This is a genomic window from Staphylococcus sp. FSL W8-0304, from assembly GCF_038006565.1.
Classification (GTDB): domain Bacteria; phylum Bacillota; class Bacilli; order Staphylococcales; family Staphylococcaceae; genus Staphylococcus; species Staphylococcus epidermidis.
In genome coordinates this window covers 629843-652178 of record NZ_JBBOVL010000001.1, presented here as the reverse complement: position 1 = coordinate 652178, position 22336 = coordinate 629843, and the positions used below count along the sequence as shown (strand labels likewise).

The window sequence follows — 22336 nt, the reverse complement described above, 5'->3', positions numbered from 1 at the left end:
GAATTTTTATCAGTTAAGTTAATTAAAGTATAACTATTGAATTTTTCTTTATCAACGCTTGCTCTTTTAACATACCCATATAATGATAAAATTATTTACGATTAGCTAACAAAATGATTCAAGACTATTACATTTTGATTATAATTAAAATAGACAATTTAAACATATGCTTGTAAGATGTATAATTGTAAATAAATCAATTTAAGCTTGTTACCTAATGGAGGTTACATACAATGAAAAACTCTAGATTTTCTGGGTTCCAATGGGCTATGATGGTCTTTGTATTTTTCGTTATCACAATGGCATTGTCCGTGATACTCAGAGATTTTCAAGCGACTATCGGAGTGAAACGTTTTGTCTTTAGCATTAAAGATTTAGCTCCTTTCATAGCTGCAATTGTGTGCATATTAATATTTAAACACAGAAAAGAACAATTAGCAGGATTGAAATTTTCTATCAGTTTAAAGGTGATTGAGCGTCTACTTTTAGCACTCATTCTACCACTTATCATTTTAATGATCGGCTTGTTTAGCTTTAATACTTATGCTGATAGTTTCATCCTATTACAAACTTCAGATTTATCAGTATCATTACTAACTATACTAATTGGTCATATTTTAATGGCTTTTGTAGTGGAGTTTGGTTTCCGTTCTTACTTACAAAATATTCTTGAAACAAGAATGAATACATTTTTTGCGAGTATTGTCGTTGGTCTTATTTATTCAGTATTTACAGCTAATACGACATATGGTGTAGAATACGCCGGATATCATTTCTTATATACATTCATGTTTTCAATGATTATTGGTGAATTAATTAGAGCTACTAATGGTCGTACAATTTATATTGCAACTGCCTTTCACGCATCCATGACTTTTGCTCTCGTCTTTTTATTTAGTGAAGAAACAGGCGACCTTTTCTCAATGAAAGTCATCGCACTTTCTACAACAATTGTGGGTGTTTCATTTATTATTATTAGTCTCATCATTCGTGCTATTGTTTATAAAACGACGAAACAAAGTTTAGACGAAGTTGATCCTAATAATTATTTATCTCATATTCAAGATGAAGAACCAAGTCAAGAAGACGCCTCTTCAACTTCAAATCATGATGTATCATCTAAAGATGAAACAAAGCAACAAGAAATTGATAATGACAAACATCAATCAAAGAAACCTAATAAGAGTGACGATACGCTTGCTACTTCTGATTATAAAGAAGACGCCTCTTCAGTTAATAAAGAAACGGATACAAATCACAATGATAAGTTTAGAGATCATTCAACTTATACCGAAGATAGACACTCATCAGTTGTCAACGATGTTAAAGATGAAATTCACGAAGTTGAAGATCATAAAGCCGACACAGATAAATCACATTAATCTTTGATACTTTAAAATAGATCCTGTGTTAATGATTCGCATTCTAAAAGTTTGATTTTAATATTACTCTTTATTTTTAGTATTAAAATGCATAAATAAGCCAGTCCAGTGATTACGTTCGACACCTTAATCATTGGACTGGCTTTTTCATATCTATCACTTTAAATAATAATCAATATACATTCGCTATATTGATTAAAGATAATTTATTGCGTTTCATTAGAACTATTAAGATGATAACTGCTTTTGCATTTAAAATCTTAATCTACTTACTAGGGTTTGCATTAGCAGGATATTAAATTTATCCATATTACTTTATTAATCGTAATAATCAAACACCATAACATTTTTACGCTTAAATATTCTTCTCAGTATCTGTCAATTGTTCCACTATATATGTTTATTTTATTTTTTGTTTTTGTCTTGTTTTAATACAAAAAATAATGGTGTCATAAAAACTGCAAAAAAGAATGCAGTAATTAAATTTGTATACACATCAAATTCAATTGGAAATGCCAAACTAATTAGAGAATCCACAACAAAAAACGCAACGAAAAAGTAAATGAAATATAAAAAAACTTTCAAAATAAAACCTCCTTTTACCCCAGCTAAAGACCAAACTATTTTTTCAAAAATTATTACTAAAACACCAATAAACTTTTTCTTAAAAAATTAGTTGATGTCTTACATCAATTAGATAAATTGATATTAACGTTTATAACAAAATTGAATTTAAACAAAATAGAAATGTTTACCTCGCTCAATAATATAGAAAACATAAATCAGCATACAATTTTCATTTTCGGAGTTCAGTACAAATCATTTATTGAACTAACTTTATTACAAATTGGAGAACTCAATGACTATGATAAGATTGTATGTCATTCATGTCTTTACAACTCTAATATGTATTGTTTATGTAAGAAAATCACTTTAACACAAATGCTCTATCTCAGATTAATTTTTTCAGCTTAATATAATGGCTAAGTCTCTTTATTTAATATTTTTACGCCTTCTTGTGTTCCTACTATTACTTGATCGGCAATATTGAGGAAATATCCTGTTTCAAGAACACCAGTTAAATGAATTAAAAATTCGTGTAGCTCATAAGCAGAAATTCGATTTTGCAATGAACAATCTAATATGTAATTACCATTGTCGGTAATAAAAGGTACATCTTCATTAATTCTTCTGTTTACATGAATATCATAAGTACACTCAATTTTTTTGGCAACTTGGTACCAATTAAATTTATCGACTTCAACTGGTAATGCAAATGTTTCTCCTAAATAGTTGACGAGTTTACTTTCATCTACAACAACGACAAATCGGTCAGCCATTTCATCTATGACCTTTTCCCTAAATAAGGCTCCACCACCGCCTTTAATAAGGTTAAGCGCACTGTCTACTTCATCAGCGCCATCTATTGCTAAGTCGATTTTCTCAACATCATTTACATCAACTATATTCATAGCTAATTCTTTAGCTAAAAATGCTGTTTTATTAGAAGTGCAGACGCCGGTAATTGTATAATTCTTTTGCTGAATTAATTCAGCAATTTGGGGAATTAATAATTCAATTGTGCTCCCTGTTCCTATTCCGAGTGTCATTCCATTTTCAATTTGACTAAGTACATCTTCTAAGGTCATCAATTTTAGCTCTTTTGCATCTTTCATGTGTCGTTGCTCTCCTCTTCATAAAAGTATCTAATTATATTCTACATGAGATTCAATTTTTTAACATACCTCATTTTTGATTTCATATTAATCATTTCATTTTATTGTTAAACTATTTGTATCAACACTTGATAATAGCTTATAAATTAAAAGGTCGTGATATACATGATTAAAGTGAATGCCATATCTATTGGCAAAATAGAAACATTGTCTTATGGTAACTATAAACCAATGCAATCAGCGTTAAACAAAATTCCTTTTAAAGGTCAAATGTGGCTCAATCGACTTGGTTTCGTGGACGATGAACAAGCCTATCATAAACATGGTGGTATACATAAAGCGATATGTTGTTTTAGTAAATCTAATTATCAATTATTTAAAGATGACTTACATCAATTACCTGAATATGCAATGTTTGGTGAGAATTTGACAGTTGAACATCTAGATGAAGCCGATGTTTATTTTGGTAATCAGTATCAACTAGGCGATACAATCATAGAAGTATCAGATATACGAGAACCTTGTTGGAAAATTCAAGCTAAATATGCAATACCTAATTTAGTTCAAAAAATGTCGCAATCTGGTAAAACTGGATTTTATTTTAGAGTTATAAAAGAAGGATATGTACATCAGAGTGATAATTTAAAACTCATTAAAAAGGCAGAATCAAACACACGTCTATCTGTGAAAGACTTAAATCATTTATTCTATAATGAGCGTGATAATTTAAGATTAATTTATCATGCTCTTCGAAATCCTTATCTTTCACCTGATCGAAAGGAAAAACTACAGAAAATGAAAACGCGTGCCGAAAATAGAAAATTCATTAATTCTGACGATAAGTAGTTTAAAAAGAGTCTGAAACTTTTAAGCTCAGACTCTCATATGTATTGCAATGAATGATGATAATCATCATAAAAATACTACTTTTCATGAATTTGAAAACTTGTTTTAGATGTAAATAATGTATCTGCCTCTAAAATAGACTGAGCTTTGGCGCCGTACATATTTATATCATTAGGCATATATTGAGTTTCGATGGAAAATCCAGAATGCGCCTTATAAATATTAAAATCATTGTTCCAAACTTGTGGATCATTAAACGTAAACATTACAAAGTGAGGCATATCAGTCTTAATATTAAGTTCAAATTCAGAATTATCAATGGTAAGCTCATTTCCACCAAACTCGAAAGGATGATCAATGCCATTATAATGATTAATTTGTTGTTGCAAAGTTTCATTGTCACTTTCAAAAATATCTTTTAAATAGACTTTATTTGTATCCAATAATCGATGTAAATCAAGAGATTGCTCCTCTTTAACAATATGTTTATCATTTAACATATACATTTTTAATTCTGAACTATTAATACAGTGGTTATACACAACATTGTTATCACGATTCAAATTAAAATAAACATGATTTGAAGGATTAAATACTGTTTTTTTTGTTGATTTTGCCTCATATTGTACGGACCATCGATGATTGGCATCATAAGTGTGAATAACCTTTACCATCATATCTCCAGGATAATTGTCCTCTTCTTCTTTAATCGTTGTTGTGAATATAATCTTTACTTGTCCAATATCATCAACTATTTCATAATCAAAAATACGTCTATTTAATCCATGACTGCCCCCATGCAAATGATGTTGACCATCATTTGATTCTAATTGAAAAGTATCATCATCTAATTTAAATGATGCATTTTCAATTCTACCTGCATAGCGACCTATCGTAGCACCAAAATTAAAAGGTTCTTCAAAATAAAATTCATCCGCTTCTACTACATTCCCCAAAACGATATTGTTATCATGGTATTTCCAAGAAACAATTCTTGCACCATAGTTTGTAAATACAATTTTCGTATCGTCATTATCAATTTTAATTAAATCTAAACCGTGTCTTTGATGTTCAACTTTAGATATCATTACATAATCTCCCTTTCAACCTTGTAAAATTAACGCCCTTCTAACTATATTTCAATGACTAAAGGCCTCTATCTCACCTGTCCTAATTCCCCTCATCACCTTAGTTAACAGTGTTTATAATTACTTATATCAATTTGATTTGTATTTATAATCGCCAGCCTCGCGATTGATTTAAAAGTTAATAATGATATAAGAACATCTGCTTTTAATTGGACAAATTTTTACATAGAAGAACGTTCAAAGTCTTACATTACTTTCAATTCCCTGATTTTTAAGACGTTCGCCATAAAAGGGGTAGCTTTATGGCTAAACAAATCAAACACTTTATACTTTAAAATAGCAATATAAGACTTTTTAAATTCAACTTTTATCAACAGTGTTTCACTTACATATTGTTACACTTTTTCTTGTAATATTCCATAGATTTCGGCAATTAACGTAAATAAATTGTATGGCAGATGATTCGAAAATATAATTATTATTTTTGTAAACACTTACATTCATGTAAACTATACTTAAACATCAAATCGTCGACTCAGAACAATATGATTGATTACAATTACGCTATATATAGGAGGCATACACATGAGTTATAGTATAGGAATTGATTTTGGAACCGCTTCTGGAAGGGTGATATTAGCTGACACATCCAACGGACATATCATATCAAGATATGAGGAAGACTATGCGAACGGAACTTATATGAACTCATTATATGATAAACCGTTACCTGAAAACTACTTCTTACAAAATGCTGACGACTATTTACAAATTCTTGAACAAGGTGTTCAATTTGTATTAGAAGATAGTAAAGTTAATAAAAACGATGTTGTTGGTATTGGAGTCGACTTTACAAGCAGTACAATTATCTTTCTCGATGAACAATTTGAACCGCTTCATCGTCATGAAGATTTAAAGACAAATCCACACGCGTACGTAAAATTATGGAAACATCATGGAGCTCAAGATGAGGCAAACCATATGATTCAGATGAGTAAGAATAAAAATTGGTTAGATTATTATGGCTCAAGCGTAAATAGCGAATGGATGATACCGAAAATCATGGAAGTTAAACATGAAGCACCAGAAATTCTTAGAAGAGCACGGTATATAATGGAAGCTGGAGATTACATTACTAGTATACTAACAAATTCAAATGTACGATCAAATTGTGGTATTGGCTTTAAAGGTTTTTGGGACAATGATGCAGGATTTAATTACGAGTTCTTCCATAGCGTGGATCCTGATTTACCTAAAATCGTCAAAGAAAAATGTGAAGCGTCAATCATATCAATTGGAGAAAGTGCAGGTCGTTTATGTAAAGGCTATCAACAGATATGGGGTCTTTCTCAAGATGTCCAGGTTTCACCTTTTATCATAGATGCACATTCTGGCGTCTTAGGTGTTGGGGCAATAGAAGCTGGAGAATTCACTGCAGTCATTGGTACAAGTACTTGTCATCTCATGTTAGATTCAAAGCAAGTACCCATTTCTTCTATAACTGGCTCAGTTAAAAATGCTATTATACCTGGATTATACGCCTATGAAGCTGGTCAACCAGCTGTCGGTGATTTGTTCGAATACTCAAAGAAGCAAGCACCTAAACATATTGTGGATCAAGCAAATGAACATCATATGCCTGTACTTAATTATTTAGAGGAATTAGCAAGTCATATTAAAATAGAAGAACAACATGTTGTTGTTTTAGATTGGTTGAATGGAAATCGTAGTATACTAAGTAATAGCCATCTAACTGGAAGTATCTTTGGCCTTACACTTCAAACACCATATGAAATGATTCATCGAGCGTATATTGAAGCTACAGCATTTGGAACAAAATTAATTATGAAACAATTTGAAGATAATCATATTCCTGTTCATACAGTATATGCATCTGGCGGTATCCCACAAAAGAGTAAATTACTCGTTGAAATTTATGCAAATGTCTTAAATAAAAAGGTTGTCGTCTTAGATTCATCTAATGCTTCGGCATTAGGTGCAGCGATGTTAGGTGCAACTGTCGGTAACGCATATAGTACATTAAAAGAGGCGGCATTATCTATGAAGCAACCTATAGCTTATATACAAGAACCTGAATTCCAAAAAGTTCAAGCATATGAACCACTTTACCATAAATATTGTGAACTACATGATTTATTAGGTCGTCAATATCCTGAATTATCATATTTGATTTAAGTAGTTATCCCTTTCAAGACGTTTAATTTTAATCACCGATACCATGATTAAAGTTGAAGTGAATAAACATGTCAGCATTGATGCAATAGTACATCGATGCATAAGAAGTTCCACAGTGATATGAATCATTGAGATAATTATTAACGTAGGTGCTAACATATAAAATTTTTAGCATACACAATTCAATTATGTTTTTTGATATGAATCAGCAAATATATAGCGAAATTAATCTTAAGCTAAACTCGTTGTTTTTTTATTGACTTAATGACGTTTAATAAATTCTGGTTTTCTATAAACATGTATTTTTCTATCATCATATAGCATGAAGAACAAACTAGGTATCACAAAAATAACTAAACTTGATAATTAAAGCTTAACTTGGAGGAACGACAACAAAAGAGCTAAAATACATATAAAGGCATACAAGGATTAATAACTACTTGATAATGCTTACGCTGAATACATGAACATTTTCAATTCAATCAAAAACTATCAATACAATTAAAGTACCCGAGACAATCATGATTGTCTCGGGCTATATTATTGTTTGAATTTTATTTATCAACTGGATTAGCATTATCACCATGGAAATTTGTCTCGTTACGATTGTACTTTGGACTTGGTCCATATTTATTAGACTCTGTTTTACTATCTAAGCAAGTCAATACTAATATTAATATCGACCCAATCCAGTAGATTAAGCAGATAATTCCCATAGATATTAATACCGGTGAATTATCTATATCTGGTATATAATTAAAAGCAGATAAAATGACAGTGAAAACATAAAAAATAATCGGGAGAGTCATCGTCATTGAGCGATCATGGAATCTTCTTGATAATATCGCAACATTAGGTATTAATGTAACTAAACTATAAATCAAAATATAAATCACAGAAAAGATTAAAATTCCTACCCCCAACAAGAGAAATCCATAACTTTTAAAAGTTTCACTTAATATTAAAGAGATAATTCCAAAAGCGTAACCAATAATTGTAGGAATCATAAAAATTAAATGCCATAACATAGCAAACCAATACTCACTTCTACGAGAGCGCCCTTTAAAATTAAAATAGTTAGTCCAAAATAATTTAAAAGCTTGTGTAAATCTAACTTTTTCTCTCATTAGATATACTCCTTTTCATTTTGTCATTAAAACAAGTGTTTTAAATCAACACATTATTTGTTACATTAAAAAGAGTTTATTTCTATTAAAACTCATATTGAAAGTATAACAAAAAGTATTTTAAATAAAAATAGTAATATAAAACATAATATTTCAATTTATATTTTTTTAAGTAAATTCTTTTAATAAAAAAGAGAGATGATATATTTGGACTTTATAAATCAGCAGACAACTCAAACTGCAAAAGCTTTATTAGGTGTTAAAATTATATACCAAGATGACTATCAAACATATACTGGATATATTGTAGAAACTGAAGCTTATTTAGGTATACAAGATAAAGCGGCACATGGTTTTGGTGGCAAAATAACACCAAAAGTGACATCTTTATATAAAAAAGGTGGCACAATATATGCACATGTGATGCATACGCATTTATTAATCAATTTTGTTACACGGACTGAGGGCATTCCAGAAGGTGTACTTATTCGTGCTATTGAACCAGATGAAGGTATCGGCGCTATGAACGTCAATCGTGGAAAATCTGGATACGAGCTCACTAATGGTCCAGGAAAGTGGACTAAAGCTTTCAATATTCCACGGTCAATTGATGGCTCAACCTTAAATGACTGTAAATTATCTATAGATACCAATCATCGCAAATATCCAAAAACTATTGTAGAAAGTGGTCGTATCGGTATTCCTAATAAAGGAGAATGGACAAATAAACCACTACGTTTCACTGTTAAAGGCAATCCATATGTCTCTAGAATGCGCAAATCAGATTTTCAAAATCCCGACGATACATGGAAATAAAAAAAGGAGTAGGATATTATTATTTGTCCTACTTCCTTTTTCTAAATTTATTCAAATTAAAATCTGCAGAAAAGTGCATTTTAAAATACACCATTCATTGTTTATTGAAAATACCTCTTTCCTCAATTTTTGAGCTAATGTTAGAAAAATGCCTTTATTTCACTGTAATATCTCCATTTTCATTAATTAATTTCACTTTATTATTCCCATTGTTAACTTTACTATTATTTAACACACGATGATCGATGTCTGTTTGCCCTTCTTCATTACGAGTGATGATTTGGGTGTGATGAAGTTCTTTTTTATAATTCAAGTTTATATCCCCTTCTTCATTTTTAATACGTAAAGGAATATCAGGGGGCAATTGTTTCATTTGAATATCCCCATTGTCATTTTGAATATCAGCATGATTAAAATGAATATCTTTCGTATGAATATCTCCATCCTCATTATGAAGCGTCACCTTTTTATATCGTCCGTTTTGAACTTTAATATCTCCAGATTCAGTATCAAATCTTCCTGTGTCACTATTTACTCCAACAACATTTAAATCCCCATCATTAGTTTTAATATCTATGTTTTTAATATATTTAGGTACTGTAATCGTAATATGATTACTAACATGACCTTGTATTCTAAAATTAATATGCGGTCTTGTTTGACGCTCTGTAATTACCCAATGTTGATTGTTCACCTTGCTAGTGACGTTTAAATTTTTGTCATTCCCTTTGGACTTAACCGAAAAATGTTCACCTTTTTTCACAGTTACATCGCTTACTTTTCCATCAACGTAAATACTTTTCACAGTATTATCATCATAGTTTTTCATTAAATTTGTTGTTTGATCATTATATTGCTTGTCTTTACTCAATTTTTTATTTTGTGCATATACTCCCACGCTACAAATAATAATTAGTGACAAGCCTATTAATAATATTATCGCTGAAATTTTTTTCATGATTGTACACTTCCTTTGACAATAGAAATATTCCATTTTAAATATTTCATAGTTAAGTAAAATAGCCACTTAATGAGGTAGTAAGTCACCACTGCAAGTACAAGTCCAACACCAAACATTAAACCAGTCATAAATATGTCATATAGGATAATGGAATGAAAACCATCCATAATTCCTTTAATGAGCAACATCAATGGTGCAACTAGTGAAGCTAGAGTAAAAATGATGAAGGTTAATACGAGCAGAATGCTTAAAAAAGCTGGTATTGTAACAATAAAAAAGTTAAGCAAACTTAGCCCCATTACTGCTACAATTGCGGATGAAATATTCATTAAGGACACTTTTTGATGTGCATTTTCTACACTAAAAGTAGCTGTAAGTTCCTTACCTATTACTTTTGGATTACCTAACTCTTTACATACTTCTGATTCAGACTTTCCCTCTTGCTGTCCGCTATAAAAGTGCGTATCGTACTCATTCAAAATATCTTCTTTTTCTTCTTTATTCATATGTTTCAAATGCCTTTTAAGTTCTTTTAAATAATCATTTTTATTCATTCATTCTCACTCTCCTCAATGAAATGTTCTACAGCTTCCGTAAACAATTTCCATTCCTCTTCCAATTGATCAACCCTCGCAGCCCCTTGTTGAGTTAATTGATAGTACTTTCGAGACGGTCCTTCAGTTGAAGGTTGATAATACGTACTCAGTTCCCCACTTTTAACCAAACGCCTTAGTAGAGGATAAACTGTACCTTCAGCTATGGTCATGTATCTCGAGATATTTTGTACAAGTGAATAACCATACTGATCTTCTTTTTTAATAATAAGCAGAACGATTAATTCTAAAGCACCTTTCTTAAACTGTGCATTCATATACCTACCTCCTCAATCGTATAAACAGTATTAAACTATACACAGTAGTGATTCAAAATAACTATAGCATCTACTACTATACATTGCAAGGTACTGTGTCTAATTTATTAATACACACGTCTTTATACAAATTACATCATCTTTTATTGATAAATTATAAAAATTAATATTTTTAATATGCTTATATCATTATTTGGCAAACTGGATTTATTTCATTTGTGTATGTATAATGTGTATTATGGGACTTTATAAGGTTTACATTGAGTTACTTTAATATATAACTAGTTATATAGGGTTTCATACAAAGGGGGCTTTTAAATGATAGAATTTGATGCAATTACCACATTATGTTTGGCATGTGTTTTATATTTAATTGGTCAAACAATAATCAACCATGTTTCTATTTTAAGGCGAATCTGTATTCCGGCACCTGTCATTGGTGGTCTTTTATTTGCAATATTAGTGGCTATATTAGATTCATTTAATATCGTTAAAATAAAACTTGACTCGGCGTTCATTCAGAATTTCTTTATGCTCGCTTTCTTTACTACAATTGGACTGGGCGCATCATTAAAACTATTCAAAATTGGTGGAAAAGTCATGTTGATTTATTTCACTTTTTGTGGAATTATGGCTATTTGTCAGAATATTATTGGTGTATCACTCGCTAAACTCTTAAACATTAAACCTTTATTAGGTCTTACAGCAGGTTCAATGTCAATGGAGGGTGGTCACGGTAATGCTGCAGCTTATGGTAAAACCTTACAAGATATGGGTGTAGATTCTGCTATTGCAGCTGCTTTAGCTGCCGCTACACTAGGCCTTGTATTCGGTGGACTCATTGGCGGACCCATCGTTAAATATTTAATAAAACGCTATGATCTTAAACCAGAGCATCGTGACGATTCATTTAAAAATTATGGTGTCGTTGAATACAATCAATCATTACATACAAAATATAAACCTATTCAAGTCTTTTTTATACAATTTTCTATACTCGTATTTTGCATGGCATTAGGAACATATATTGGCAATACTTTTACCGATTTAACCGGAGTTAATATTCCAATGTATGTTGGTTCAATGTTTGTAGCAGTAATTATTAGAAATGCTACAGACTTTATTGGTTGGGATATCGTTGATTTAAAAATGAGCGAACAAATAGGTGATATTTCATTAGGCATCTTTTTATCGTTGGCTTTAATGAGTATCCAACTAACCCAAATATATTCTTTAGCTATCCCACTAATCATAATTGTTCTTGTACAAGTCGTATTTATGGTACTGTTCTCGATTTTCATATTATTTAAAGGACTCGGCAAAGATTACGACGCTGCTGTTATGGTAGGAGGATTTATTGGTCATGGTCTGGGAGCAACACCAAATGCGATGGCTAATTTAGATGTTATCACTAAAAAGTTTGGCAACTCTCCTAAAGCATATCTAGTAGTTCCTATTGTTGGTGCTTTCCTCATCGACTTAATCGGTGTAATTATTGTTATGACTTTTATTCAACTTTTCAGTTAAATCATTCACCATTTTTATTATAAGTACACGCTTTATAATAAAAACCTCTTATATTTCGGCATAACAATAAAAAAAACGATAATTCCTATAAATCTCACTTGGGAATTATCGTTTTATTTGTATGTTGAAATTATTACAATATACTATTTCATTTTTTATTTTCTATTTAAATGAAGGCCACGTTGATTGATCCATGATATCAACTCCGGACTCATTACGATATCTGCTTGTCGTAAACACTCAATGTTCGGTGCATCTAACATCGTCATAATTTTTTTCATATGTTGAATAAAAGACTCTACATAGTCGATGGTATTTGTAATACCTGATTGTTCTACTTGATTTAAGAACGGGCGAGACATCCCTATTGCTTTTGCACCTAATGCTAAACATTTTACAGCATCGAGTGGCGTACGTAAGCCACCGCTAGCAAAAATATTTAATCGATCTTGAAATTCAGTACTCTCAAGTAAGGATTCTACGGTAGATTGTCCCCACTGAGATAAATAATTCATATCTTTATTCGAACGTCTTTCATTTTCAATATCAACAAAATTAGTCCCTCCGCGTCCACTGACATCAACATAGTTAACACCAATATCATGTAACGCTTGTAATGTTTCTTTACTCATTCCGAAACCAACTTCTTTAATAATAACTGGAACATCAACGCGTTTAACAATAGATTCAATATTCGACATCCATGAAGCAAATTCACGGTTCCCTTCTGGCATGACTAATTCTTGAGGAGAGTTCACATGAATTTGTAGCGCTTGAGCGTCTAATAATTCAACCGCTTGTAGCGCTTTATCCACTGGTACATCGGCACCCACATTGCTGAAAATTGTTCCTTTGGGATTTGTTTTACGCACAATGCTAAATGTTTCAATCATATTAGGATTTCGCAAAGCTGCATGTGTTGATCCCACCGCCATTGCAATTCCAGTTTCTCTAGCAACAATTGCTAATTTTTCATTAATTTGTTTTGTCCAATCACTTCCACCAGTCATTGCATTTATATAGATTGGGTATGCCAAATCGAATTTCGTTGTATGACTTGTCATATCGACCTGACTAACATCAATACTGGGGATGGAATGATGAACAAATCTCACTTTATCAAAATCTGAAACCAGCGCATCTTTCTGTGACATTGCGATTTCTACATGTTCATTTTTCCTCTGTTCTCTTTGTGAGTCACTCATTAAAACACCCTACCTTTGTTAAATTATTTATATATATAAAGTTTTAAAACCATTTTTTCTTTTTAAAGAATATGATTAATATTATTGTTATAATTAGCATTAGAGTTAAGCACACGAAATAAGCATAATGCCATTTCAACTCAGGCATAAATTCAAAGTTCATTCCATATACACCAGCAATAAAAGTGAGTGGTGAGAATATAACAGATACAAGCGTAAGTATCTGCATTATACTGTTCATCCTAAATGACGTGAATGATTCATAATTTTCACGAATCTCATTCGTCATTTCTTGAGAAGTCCGAATAACACTTCTTTGTTTAATAAGATGATCATCAATATGTTGAATATACATTCTATGTTTGGCATCTTTAATTATATTTCCTTCTTGTTGCATTGTATCTACAACTTCTTGCATCGGAAATAATACGCGTTTAATTTTAATTAAATCCGAACGTAATTGAAAAACATTTTCCATAACGCTCTTACTATAGCGGTCATCGACATGCTTAGCTTCAAAATTATACACTTTATCTTCAATACCATAAACAAAGTTAAAATATTTATCTACCATACAATCCAGAATATGAATGACGATATCTGCACAATCTAATTCACTATCATGATTTTCTGAATTGTATTGAGCTACACGCTTTAATGATGGGAAATGTTTGTGATGGTATGTCACTAAAACATTACCTTCTAAAAATACACTTAGTGAGATTGGTGAGTAATCATCATTAATAATACTATGAAATATCATATATTGATACGCGTCATATTCTTTATATTTAACTCGTGGGTCACCATTGATAGCATCATCTATTTCTAAGTAATTGAAATCAAAATGATTTTTTAAATATTCATTTTCTTCATCAGTGGCATTTTCAAAATCATACCATATAATCGTTGCATCTTTAGGAATCTCTTTCACATTTGAAACTAATGTAAGAGGTTGCGATAAAGATTGAAATCTAACGGTCACCGTCATCTTTCTTACCCCCTCATACTTTATAAATTACATTTTATCATGAATTATGTTACATGTATGTGCTCTTTTCGGTTAGTATAGTGTTATAACTAAGGAGGTTAAATAAATGAACAAGACATTTACCGTAACCCGAACTGTGACAGAAGATGCTATAGATGATAATAATCATATGCATGACGCATATTATAATATTATTTTTAGCGAAGTCATTAATAAATTCAATGAGGTTCATGGTTTATCATTACCAGAGAGAGACCGTCTACAGTATACAGTTTTTACTGTTGAAACACATACTACTTTTTTACATGAATTAACACTTGGTCAAGAATTCAATATAGAGTTATTCCTTTATAATTACGATGACAAACGAACTCATTTCTTTCTGAGAATGTTAATTGATAATCAAGAAGTTGTTGCAACCAATGAGGTTATGATGTTAGGAATAGATAGGACACAACGTCGTGCTGCACCATTTCCAAAACATTATCTGAATGCTATACAAGATTATGCTCATAAGCAAGAAAAAATTGAATGGCCACCACAATTAGGCCACTCAATTGGAATACCATATAAAGGAGAATAATAATGTCTATAAGAGAAAAATTAGTAATAGAGCTCATGAATTTAAAAGACACTGTAAAATACGAATTGTCAGAATTAAATGAACAACAATATTTGTTTATGAACGGCCCAGCACCTCAATTGATGAAGCGTGCTATGAAAATGAGCTATATTCTAGGCCAAAAAGAAGCAATTGATTACCTTTTATTACTCATCGACACTAGCCATGAGAATGTGTTACTAGATCACTGTCATAACTATCAAAAACAAATTCAACGTAAACAATTCTCTTTACAAGAAGATATTATTCACCAAATAAATCAGTCAAAGGACTTCGAATCATTTCTATCAACTTACTATGTAAATAAAGGCAAATATGATATCATCAGCAAAATACAAACTTTCCTTTAATAAATACTATTGTTTAAACAAAATGATTATCTCATTCATCACCAGTTGATAAGCATAGCATTGGTAATTGACTTCATCCTTCCTTTTAGAACAACATTCATATCACTTTTAAAATTCAGTTAGCAATCTATTCAATTCCTACTCTAAAATTGATTTAGTGATGTGTTTTAACACCTTGTGGGATTGGCGTATGGGATAGATAGGAAAATCATGCACCATTTTAGGATACTCTTTAAACTCAACATCGTTCCCACATTCCTCTAGAGCATGAGTAAATGCATGCATGTCTGGGCTTAATATTTCTCTGCCACCTCCATACATATATATAGGTGGCAACCCTTTTAGAGTACCATATAATGGTGATATACGCGCGTCTGATAAAGGTAAATCATTTGCCCAAGATTTCATGAGTTGATGAACACCAAATCGACTAACTAAGATATCATTTTCTTCCAACGTTTGCGTAATATTAGGATTAGTTAAAGTGGCATCTAAAAGTGGTGAAAGTAAAAATAACTTTCTAGGCACTTCTTGATTATCATTGATAAGTGATTGAACAAAACTTAATGCTAGTCCCCCACCAGAACCATCCCCCATCATAACAATGTTGTCCGCACCAACTTCTTCAACTAATTGATTATAAACGTCACGAATCGCTTTGAACGTTTCTAAGTAGTGATAATCCGGTGACTTTGGATAGATAGGTAAAACGACCTCATGCAATGTATTTAAAGTTAGTTTATCCAAAAGTCTCCAATGAAATGGAGAAGGTTGCAAAGTATTATATCCACCATGCAGATAGAGTATCTTTTGATTCTTCTCATGTCTAAAATTAAATCTAAACACTTGCATATCATTAAGAGTAAGTTTATCTAAATTTGACTTTACATTAAGTGTCGCAGGTTGCTGATGTTTTTTACTATTTTCGATACTTCTCTTTTCTAAAAATTTTTTAACTTCATCATGACTACTAAAAAATATCGATCTATTATGAAGGATGTATTTATTAACCACGCGATTCATCATTCTATTTTTCATTAATCAATCTACCTACCTCTATTTAAAATTTTAAATTTAAGAAATAATTTGTTTAAATATCTATATACCTTTGCAAAAAAAAGATATAATGATAAGTATGTCATTTTAAAGAAATATTTTTTAATCAATACTTAGGATACTAGATTAAACCCAATTATAACAGACATAAAATTAAAAAGATAAACTTAGTAAATTTGCATCTAAAGGAGGCATTTAAATGTCTGAAACATTACAAAACCAAAGACAATTCAACTCTCAATTTGAGCATCAAGAGATCCATCGTGGGAAAAGATATGGTAAAAAGAAACGCTCATGGGTAAGTCTCATTATTCAAGTTTTCGTTTTAGTATTAACTGCTATTACTGGCTATAGCATGCTTAAACAACCTATATTTAAAATTTCATTTGTAAATGAAACTATCAATTTTCATCAATTAAGAAATTTTCAAGATACCGTTACGCAAATCGGCAATTTAAATTTAGGTAATATTGATCAATTACAACAGTCTGTCGATAATCTCATCATTATATTTAATATTTTCTTTGTCCTATGTCTTATTAGTTTGTTTATAACCGTAATTACAATTATTTTTAATCGCACAGCACTTAAAGTAGTCAATATATTACTTTTAGCTATTATGCTAGTCATTACATTGTATTTCAGTTATATCATACATACAATTGCTCAGAAAATTTCCGAATCTCTAAAACAATATTATTTAACAGTATCACCAGAACAAGTATTAACTGAAGCAGATGCGATTCACAATGCACTGATACTCATTGGATGTAGTATTGCGTTATTGATTGTAAGTTTGTTTTTCCGTAATCGTTTACCACGTATTAAATAAAGATGATTTTAATGTTCTTTTAATACGAGAATCATCTCTTTTGTTTATGATTCCGCGACATAAAGTTTCTGGATAAGTGAAAAAGACAAATTCTATTGAAATAATATAGAATTTGTCTTTTTATAAAAATAACCACCTAGACGCTCTTAACGTCGTAGGTGGTTATTTACATCTCTTAATTATTTATCTTGTTGCGAAGGATAATCTTCAGCATTTGCTTTTTCAGCTGATAATTGAGCCTTTTTCTTGCCCTGTAAGAACAAGCTTAATATCAGTGCAATCGCACTAATAATTGTAGCAACAATAAATGCATCATTTACACCTTCTACGGATGCAAGTTTATTGACATGTTCGAGTAATACTTTCATTGCTGCTGACTCACCACCATACTGTTGGGCAAGTTCACGCATATGGTCTTGAATGACAGGATTCGTTTTATCTAACTCTTCACTAAAAGCAGAAAGATGATTTGTTTGTTGTGTCGTCATAACCGTAACCAAAATTGCTGTACCAATTGAACCAGCTAATTGTCTCATTGTATTAACAAACGCATTACCATGAGAAATTAAGCGTGGTGGTAAAGCATTCATACCTGCTGTCATAATAGGCATCATTATAAACGCCATACCAAATGAACGCACAATATATATCCACATAATGTGGATATATGTTGTATCCATGTTTAATTTACTTAATTCCCATGTCGCATATGTCATAATGCCAATACCAAATATTGCTAATGGTTTAATACCGATTGTATCTAACAATTTACCTGCCACCGGACCTAATGCTCCCATGACTAATGCACCTGGCAATAGTAATAATCCAGAGTCTAATGCTGAAAAACCTCTAAGATTTTGTAAATATAATGGTAGTAAAATCATTCCGCCGTATAAACTCATCATCACAATCATATTGATAATTGTTGTAAGTGTATAAGTTGGATATTTTAATACTTCCAAGTTCAACATTGGCGCTTTCATTCTTAATTCTCTAATAATAAAGAAGATAATGAAAACCGTACCAACAATAAACATTGTTACAATCTCAGTTGAACCCCATCCTTTATTACCAGCTTCTGAGAAACCATATAATAAGGAACCAAATCCAATCGTACTATAAATAATTCCAGGAATATCTGCTTTCGGATTTGTCGTACTTTGATACAACTTAAACCAAAATAGACCAATTACGATAGCAATAATACCTATAAAGAACATGCCGTAAAACATCACATTCCAATGATAATTTTGCACAATGTAACCTGAAAGTGTTGGACCGATTGCAGGTGCTAATATCATTGCAATGCCCATTGTCCCCATTGCCACACCACGTTTTTCAGGTGGGAAAATGGTAACAATAACGTTAGAACCTAACGGCATCAATATACCTGCGCCTATGGCTTGTAATACACGTCCACTCATCATAATTGGGAAATTAAATGAGATTGCACAAACTAAGGAACCTAACGTAAATAGTGCTAAACCTATAATAAACAATTTTCTATAAGAATATTTATTAAATAAAAAGGCACTAATAGGTATTAAAATACCGTTCACTAACATAAAACCAGTCATTAACCATTGACCAGTTGAAGCAGAAATATTAAATTCAGTATTTATTTTAGGCAATGCAACGTTTAATAAAGTTTGGTTTAAAATCGCGATAAACATACCAAATAACATTGCCGCTAAAATTTTACCTCTTGTTATACCTTTACCAAAAATAAAGTTAGACTCTTGACTTTTAATTCTCTCATTAACTCTACCTTCAGTAGAATTTGGATCGATAGGGTTCAACACATCGTTCGATGCGTCATCTTCCTCTTGGTTCTTATGACTTAACGCGTTTCTATCCTCTTTACTATCTGTATTGATAGATTGAGATGCATTATCTATTTCTGAGTCAAAGTGATTTTTTCGTTTTTCATCTTCAATATCGTTTGATTGCGTTGGATCAGTATTTGACTTAGTTGTTTGTTCTAAATCGCTTGCTTTAAATTTAGATTGATTGCTTTCTCTCTTAGAATCTATTGTCGAACGTTGTTCCACTCTTTTGTCTTTATTTTTTCTTTTACGCTTAATTAAAAAGAAATTAATAAAACCAATGAGTATGAGCGCTACTACAATATATATAATAATGAAGGTCGCTGTCATAAAATGACCCCCTTAATTTTTATGAATTTTAACTTCAGCGTTCATACCTGGGACAACATTTTTAGATGGATTAGAATCTAAAGAGATTTTTACGGGTACTACCTGAGAAACTTTCGTATAGTTACCGTCGCTATTTGATGAAGGCATCAATGAAAAGCTAGCTGCAGTCGCTTGGCCTACTTCTTCAACCTTACCTTTGATTGATGCTTTTTGACCGTCGATATCTACATCAACATCATTGCCTTTTTCCACGTCAGAAATATCTTTTTCATCTACATTAGCAGTTATATATAGATCATCTAAATTATATGCATATGCAATTGGGTTCCCTGCTTGAGTCATAGAACCTTCGATACCATCTGTTTTAACAATCGTACCTTTTTGTGGCATTTTGATGTTCATATCTTTTGATTGCCCATCTTGGCCTTGTGCTAAAACTTCTGCTACTTTATCACCTTTATCAAGTTTGTCTCCTTGCTTAACATTAAGAGATTTAATTTGTCCAGATGCAGGACTTGAGATTTTTATTTGATCTCCATCAACTTTTGCATTGTCAGTTGTCACATAACTTGTTGTGTTATGCCAGAACCAAAAGCCTAACACACCAATAACAACTAGGACAATGATAGTAATCACATTGATTAATATCATTTTTTTCATGAATATACCCTCCTATTTGCTTTTAAAATTCACTTTATCTATTATAGAGATGTGTAAATAAAAAATACACCAACATTTTTAATAATTGTGTTGGTTTAGAGTTTATTTATTTAAATTTTCTTTTTGATTTAGGTGAATATATGAAACAACGTGCGAAATATAAAATAATAAAAAGTTTAATCGAACTTTTAGAATACTATCCTTTTGATGAAATAACCATTAAAATGATATGTGCTTATAGTGGCGTGAATCGCTCTACTTTTTATGATCATTTTCAAGATAAATATCAATTACTAGATAAGATTCAAAATTATCATTTAAACAAATATATGTCATTACTACAATCCTTCTATAACGATTTTCATCATATCAAAAAAGATCAAAAAAAATTATATAAATTTTTCTTATTGATAGCCAAATATATTAAACGTAAAGAAGCGTTCTACAGAGCAACGCTTGTAACATATCCTAATAAAGATATTGCATTAGATTACATTAACGCCACTAAAACATGTTATGAAAAAGTCATGGATAGATATGAAACCTCAATAAATAATAAACGTATGTTTATCATTTATTCAGTCGGTGGTCAAGCAGGTGTATTTATCGATTGGTTACGTAATGGATGCCTGGAATCTCCTCAAGAGGTCGCTAAAGTTCTTTTAGCAAATACAATTAAATTACAACGATAAAAAGCTAAAACTCATTGAAAAATCACTCAATTTTATCAATGAATTTTAGCTTTTTTAAATATCTTCACATTAATCAACTGTAAAATCATAAGAATTATTGCTGTAATAACGATAACGATTATATAAGGTATCGCATTACTCTCTCCCTTAATACCAACAAGTGGAGAGATGACGCCACCAAGTAAAGTTTGAAACAATCCCAACAAACTTGAAGAACTACCTTTGGCCCCTTTACTCTCATCCATTGCTATCGAAAATCCTAACGTTGCAATCCCTGTAACTGGTGCCACTAAAATCACAAAGCCACAAGAAAGTATCCAAAAAGTCCAATGGTTGAGTAACGTTAGTGATACGATTATAACACCAATAACTTGTATAGTAGACATGATTCTTAGCAACAGTAATCTATCTATATAGTCAACAAGTTTTCCGGTTAATTGGCTTGAAATAATGAGTGTAACGCCTATAAAAGCAAACATAATACTGAAGTTTAATGGCGTTAAACCATAAATTGTTTGAACTATAAAGGGCGATGCAGAAATATAAGTAAATAGCAATACAAATGACACCCCTTGTATCAACATGGGTAATACAAAGCGGGGTGTTTTAAAAAGTTCTTTGAAATTGATTAGCATCGTACCTATGTTACTATTTACTCTTAGGCTCTTTTCAAGCGACTCAGGAACTTTAAATAAAGTTCCTATTAACATGACAATCCCAAACATTGTTAGTATTACAAATACAATTCGCCATGGCCCATAATTTAAAATGATACCGCCAAGCGCAGGTGCGATAATTGGTGCAATACCATTGACGAGCATTAATAATGATAAAAATTTAGTTAGCGCATTACCTGAGTACATATCACTAGCAATGGCTCTTGAGATGACTGCACCTGCACCACCAGTTAATCCTTGAATAAATCGTAAAATAATCATAATCCATATATTTGTGACGAATATAATACCTAAACTCGCAATAGTAAAAATAATCAGTGAGAAAATTAATGGTTTTTTTCTGCCAGTAATATCAGATATGGGTCCAGCCAAAAAATTTCCTAACGCCAATCCAATCATGAAAAAGGAGATAGTAAGCTGAGTTGTAGATGCAGAAATATCAAAATCATGACTAATATTAGGTAGTCCAGGTAAAAACATATCAATAGCCAATGGTCCAAATGCTGTTAAAGAACCTAATATAACAATAAAAAGAAATGATTGATTTTCTGACTGATACCCCCTTTTCAAGCTTACTCCCCCTTTAACAAAAATATTTTGAATGT

At 31.3% G+C, this 22336-nt stretch carries 22 protein-coding genes; 9 read left to right on the top strand and 13 right to left on the bottom strand.

Annotated elements, in window-relative coordinates; translation table 11 throughout:
* The first annotated feature begins 233 nt into the window (after window positions 1-233).
* Complete coding sequence (locus tag NST35_RS02800; protein ID WP_002457267.1) at window positions 234-1382, top strand: CPBP family intramembrane glutamic endopeptidase; 1149 nt, start codon at window positions 234-236, stop codon at window positions 1380-1382.
* A 405-nt stretch (window positions 1383-1787) separates the two neighbouring features.
* On the opposite strand, the gene NST35_RS02795 is transcribed toward NST35_RS02800, so the two are convergent.
* Together NST35_RS02795 and NST35_RS02790 are read right to left on the bottom strand one after the other, a co-directional pair.
* Complete coding sequence (locus NST35_RS02795) at window positions 1788-1967, bottom strand: hypothetical protein (RefSeq protein WP_002457268.1); 180 nt, start codon at window positions 1965-1967, stop codon at window positions 1788-1790.
* A 398-nt stretch (window positions 1968-2365) separates the two neighbouring features.
* The gene (locus NST35_RS02790) at window positions 2366-3058 is read right to left on the bottom strand and encodes a ribose 5-phosphate isomerase A (RefSeq protein ID WP_002457269.1); all 693 of its coding nucleotides are present in this window, start codon (window positions 3056-3058) and stop codon (window positions 2366-2368) included.
* 165 nt (window positions 3059-3223) lie between these two features.
* On the opposite strand from NST35_RS02790, the gene NST35_RS02785 reads away from it, so the two are divergent.
* Window positions 3224-3904, top strand: a complete 681-nt coding sequence (locus NST35_RS02785; RefSeq protein ID WP_002457270.1) for an MOSC domain-containing protein — start codon at window positions 3224-3226, stop codon at window positions 3902-3904.
* Window positions 3905-3981: 77 nt separating this feature from the next.
* Here the strand turns inward: NST35_RS02785 and NST35_RS02780 are convergent, their stop codons facing one another.
* Window positions 3982-4992 carry an aldose epimerase family protein gene (locus NST35_RS02780; RefSeq protein WP_002457271.1) on the bottom strand — a complete coding sequence of 337 codons (1011 nt, stop codon included), beginning with the start codon at window positions 4990-4992 and terminating at the stop codon, window positions 3982-3984.
* A 585-nt stretch (window positions 4993-5577) separates the two neighbouring features.
* Here NST35_RS02780 and NST35_RS02775 point away from each other — a divergent pair.
* Window positions 5578-7188 carry a ribulokinase gene (locus NST35_RS02775; RefSeq protein ID WP_002457272.1) on the top strand — a complete coding sequence of 537 codons (1611 nt, stop codon included), beginning with the start codon at window positions 5578-5580 and terminating at the stop codon, window positions 7186-7188.
* 554 nt (window positions 7189-7742) lie between these two features.
* Here the strand turns inward: NST35_RS02775 and NST35_RS02770 are convergent.
* On the bottom strand, window positions 7743-8315 hold the full coding sequence (locus NST35_RS02770) for a DUF805 domain-containing protein (RefSeq protein ID WP_002457273.1): 573 nt from the start codon (window positions 8313-8315) through the stop codon (window positions 7743-7745).
* A gap of 207 nt (window positions 8316-8522) precedes the next feature.
* Here NST35_RS02770 and NST35_RS02765 point away from each other — a divergent pair, with 207 nt between their 5' ends.
* A complete protein-coding gene (locus NST35_RS02765; RefSeq protein WP_002457274.1) occupies window positions 8523-9131 on the top strand; it encodes a DNA-3-methyladenine glycosylase in 609 nt (202 codons plus the stop codon).
* 154 nt (window positions 9132-9285) lie between these two features.
* Here NST35_RS02765 and NST35_RS02760 read toward each other — a convergent pair whose 3' ends face one another.
* The 3 genes from NST35_RS02760 to NST35_RS02750 are packed head-to-tail and all read right to left on the bottom strand — an operon-like array spanning window position 9286 to window position 10963.
* Window positions 9286-10089, bottom strand: coding sequence for a DUF4097 family beta strand repeat-containing protein (locus NST35_RS02760; protein WP_002457275.1), 804 nt, complete (start codon window positions 10087-10089; stop codon window positions 9286-9288).
* Window positions 10086-10646: a DUF1700 domain-containing protein gene (locus NST35_RS02755; protein WP_002457276.1), complete on the bottom strand. Its 561-nt coding sequence runs from the start codon at window positions 10644-10646 to the stop codon at window positions 10086-10088. The genes NST35_RS02760 and NST35_RS02755 overlap by 4 nt, the downstream gene beginning before the upstream one ends.
* Window positions 10643-10963: a PadR family transcriptional regulator gene (locus tag NST35_RS02750; RefSeq protein WP_002447239.1), complete on the bottom strand. Its 321-nt coding sequence runs from the start codon at window positions 10961-10963 to the stop codon at window positions 10643-10645. The genes NST35_RS02755 and NST35_RS02750 overlap by 4 nt, the downstream gene beginning before the upstream one ends.
* 318 nt (window positions 10964-11281) lie before the next feature.
* Between NST35_RS02750 and gltS the strand changes: the two genes are divergently transcribed.
* Window positions 11282-12490 carry a sodium/glutamate symporter gene (gene gltS, locus NST35_RS02745; protein ID WP_002457277.1) on the top strand — a complete coding sequence of 403 codons (1209 nt, stop codon included), beginning with the start codon at window positions 11282-11284 and terminating at the stop codon, window positions 12488-12490.
* 155 nt (window positions 12491-12645) lie between these two features.
* On the opposite strand, the gene fni is transcribed toward gltS, so the two are convergent.
* The gene (fni, locus tag NST35_RS02740) at window positions 12646-13695 is read right to left on the bottom strand and encodes a type 2 isopentenyl-diphosphate Delta-isomerase (RefSeq protein ID WP_002447237.1); all 1050 of its coding nucleotides are present in this window, start codon (window positions 13693-13695) and stop codon (window positions 12646-12648) included.
* A gap of 43 nt (window positions 13696-13738) precedes the next feature.
* Window positions 13739-14686: a magnesium/cobalt transporter CorA gene (gene corA, locus NST35_RS02735; protein WP_002457278.1), complete on the bottom strand. Its 948-nt coding sequence runs from the start codon at window positions 14684-14686 to the stop codon at window positions 13739-13741.
* 106 nt (window positions 14687-14792) lie between these two features.
* Here corA and NST35_RS02730 point away from each other — a divergent pair, with 106 nt between their 5' ends.
* Window positions 14793-15269 carry a thioesterase family protein gene (locus NST35_RS02730; RefSeq protein WP_002457279.1) on the top strand — a complete coding sequence of 159 codons (477 nt, stop codon included), beginning with the start codon at window positions 14793-14795 and terminating at the stop codon, window positions 15267-15269.
* 2 nt (window positions 15270-15271) lie between these two features.
* On the top strand, window positions 15272-15658 hold the full coding sequence (locus NST35_RS02725) for a hypothetical protein (protein ID WP_002457280.1): 387 nt from the start codon (window positions 15272-15274) through the stop codon (window positions 15656-15658).
* A gap of 138 nt (window positions 15659-15796) precedes the next feature.
* On the opposite strand, the gene NST35_RS02720 is transcribed toward NST35_RS02725, so the two are convergent.
* Window positions 15797-16696: an alpha/beta hydrolase gene (locus NST35_RS02720; RefSeq protein WP_002457281.1), complete on the bottom strand. Its 900-nt coding sequence runs from the start codon at window positions 16694-16696 to the stop codon at window positions 15797-15799.
* A gap of 217 nt (window positions 16697-16913) precedes the next feature.
* On the opposite strand from NST35_RS02720, the gene NST35_RS02715 reads away from it, so the two are divergent.
* Complete coding sequence (locus NST35_RS02715; protein WP_001831566.1) at window positions 16914-17546, top strand: hypothetical protein; 633 nt, start codon at window positions 16914-16916, stop codon at window positions 17544-17546.
* Between the two features lie 179 nt (window positions 17547-17725).
* On the opposite strand, the gene NST35_RS02710 is transcribed toward NST35_RS02715, so the two are convergent.
* A complete protein-coding gene (locus tag NST35_RS02710) occupies window positions 17726-19702 on the bottom strand; it encodes a DHA2 family efflux MFS transporter permease subunit (RefSeq protein WP_002457282.1) in 1977 nt (658 codons plus the stop codon).
* Window positions 19703-19714: 12 nt separating this feature from the next.
* Window positions 19715-20362, bottom strand: a complete 648-nt coding sequence (locus NST35_RS02705; RefSeq protein ID WP_001831502.1) for an HlyD family secretion protein — start codon at window positions 20360-20362, stop codon at window positions 19715-19717.
* A 140-nt stretch (window positions 20363-20502) separates the two neighbouring features.
* Between NST35_RS02705 and NST35_RS02700 the strand changes: the two genes are divergently transcribed.
* Entirely contained in the window at window positions 20503-21054 is a 552-nt protein-coding gene (locus NST35_RS02700; protein WP_002457283.1) for a TetR/AcrR family transcriptional regulator, read from the top strand.
* A gap of 35 nt (window positions 21055-21089) precedes the next feature.
* Here NST35_RS02700 and NST35_RS02695 read toward each other — a convergent pair whose 3' ends face one another.
* The gene (locus tag NST35_RS02695; RefSeq protein WP_002457284.1) at window positions 21090-22301 is read right to left on the bottom strand and encodes a multidrug effflux MFS transporter; all 1212 of its coding nucleotides are present in this window, start codon (window positions 22299-22301) and stop codon (window positions 21090-21092) included.
* Window positions 22302-22336: the final 35 nt, after the last annotated feature.

Excerpts from the sequence above, each read along its gene's own strand:
- NST35_RS02800 (WP_002457267.1), top strand. The coding sequence starts at position 234 with ATGAAAAACTCTAGATTTTCTGGGTTCCAATGGGCTATGATGGTCTTT.
- NST35_RS02790 (WP_002457269.1), bottom strand. The coding sequence starts at position 3,058 with ATGAAAGATGCAAAAGAGCTAAAATTGATGACCTTAGAAGATGTACTT.
- NST35_RS02785 (WP_002457270.1), top strand. The coding sequence starts at position 3,224 with ATGATTAAAGTGAATGCCATATCTATTGGCAAAATAGAAACATTGTCT.
- NST35_RS02780 (WP_002457271.1), bottom strand. The coding sequence starts at position 4,992 with ATGATATCTAAAGTTGAACATCAAAGACACGGTTTAGATTTAATTAAA.
- NST35_RS02775 (WP_002457272.1), top strand. The coding sequence starts at position 5,578 with ATGAGTTATAGTATAGGAATTGATTTTGGAACCGCTTCTGGAAGGGTG.
- NST35_RS02770 (WP_002457273.1), bottom strand. The coding sequence starts at position 8,315 with ATGAGAGAAAAAGTTAGATTTACACAAGCTTTTAAATTATTTTGGACT.
- NST35_RS02760 (WP_002457275.1), bottom strand. The coding sequence starts at position 10,089 with ATGAAAAAAATTTCAGCGATAATATTATTAATAGGCTTGTCACTAATT.
- NST35_RS02755 (WP_002457276.1), bottom strand. The coding sequence starts at position 10,646 with ATGAATAAAAATGATTATTTAAAAGAACTTAAAAGGCATTTGAAACAT.
- NST35_RS02750 (WP_002447239.1), bottom strand. The coding sequence starts at position 10,963 with ATGAATGCACAGTTTAAGAAAGGTGCTTTAGAATTAATCGTTCTGCTT.
- gltS (WP_002457277.1), top strand. The coding sequence starts at position 11,282 with ATGATAGAATTTGATGCAATTACCACATTATGTTTGGCATGTGTTTTA.
- fni (WP_002447237.1), bottom strand. The coding sequence starts at position 13,695 with ATGAGTGACTCACAAAGAGAACAGAGGAAAAATGAACATGTAGAAATC.
- corA (WP_002457278.1), bottom strand. The coding sequence starts at position 14,686 with ATGACGGTGACCGTTAGATTTCAATCTTTATCGCAACCTCTTACATTA.
- NST35_RS02730 (WP_002457279.1), top strand. The coding sequence starts at position 14,793 with ATGAACAAGACATTTACCGTAACCCGAACTGTGACAGAAGATGCTATA.
- NST35_RS02725 (WP_002457280.1), top strand. The coding sequence starts at position 15,272 with ATGTCTATAAGAGAAAAATTAGTAATAGAGCTCATGAATTTAAAAGAC.
- NST35_RS02720 (WP_002457281.1), bottom strand. The coding sequence starts at position 16,696 with ATGAAAAATAGAATGATGAATCGCGTGGTTAATAAATACATCCTTCAT.
- NST35_RS02715 (WP_001831566.1), top strand. The coding sequence starts at position 16,914 with ATGTCTGAAACATTACAAAACCAAAGACAATTCAACTCTCAATTTGAG.
- NST35_RS02710 (WP_002457282.1), bottom strand. The coding sequence starts at position 19,702 with ATGACAGCGACCTTCATTATTATATATATTGTAGTAGCGCTCATACTC.
- NST35_RS02705 (WP_001831502.1), bottom strand. The coding sequence starts at position 20,362 with ATGAAAAAAATGATATTAATCAATGTGATTACTATCATTGTCCTAGTT.
- NST35_RS02700 (WP_002457283.1), top strand. The coding sequence starts at position 20,503 with ATGAAACAACGTGCGAAATATAAAATAATAAAAAGTTTAATCGAACTT.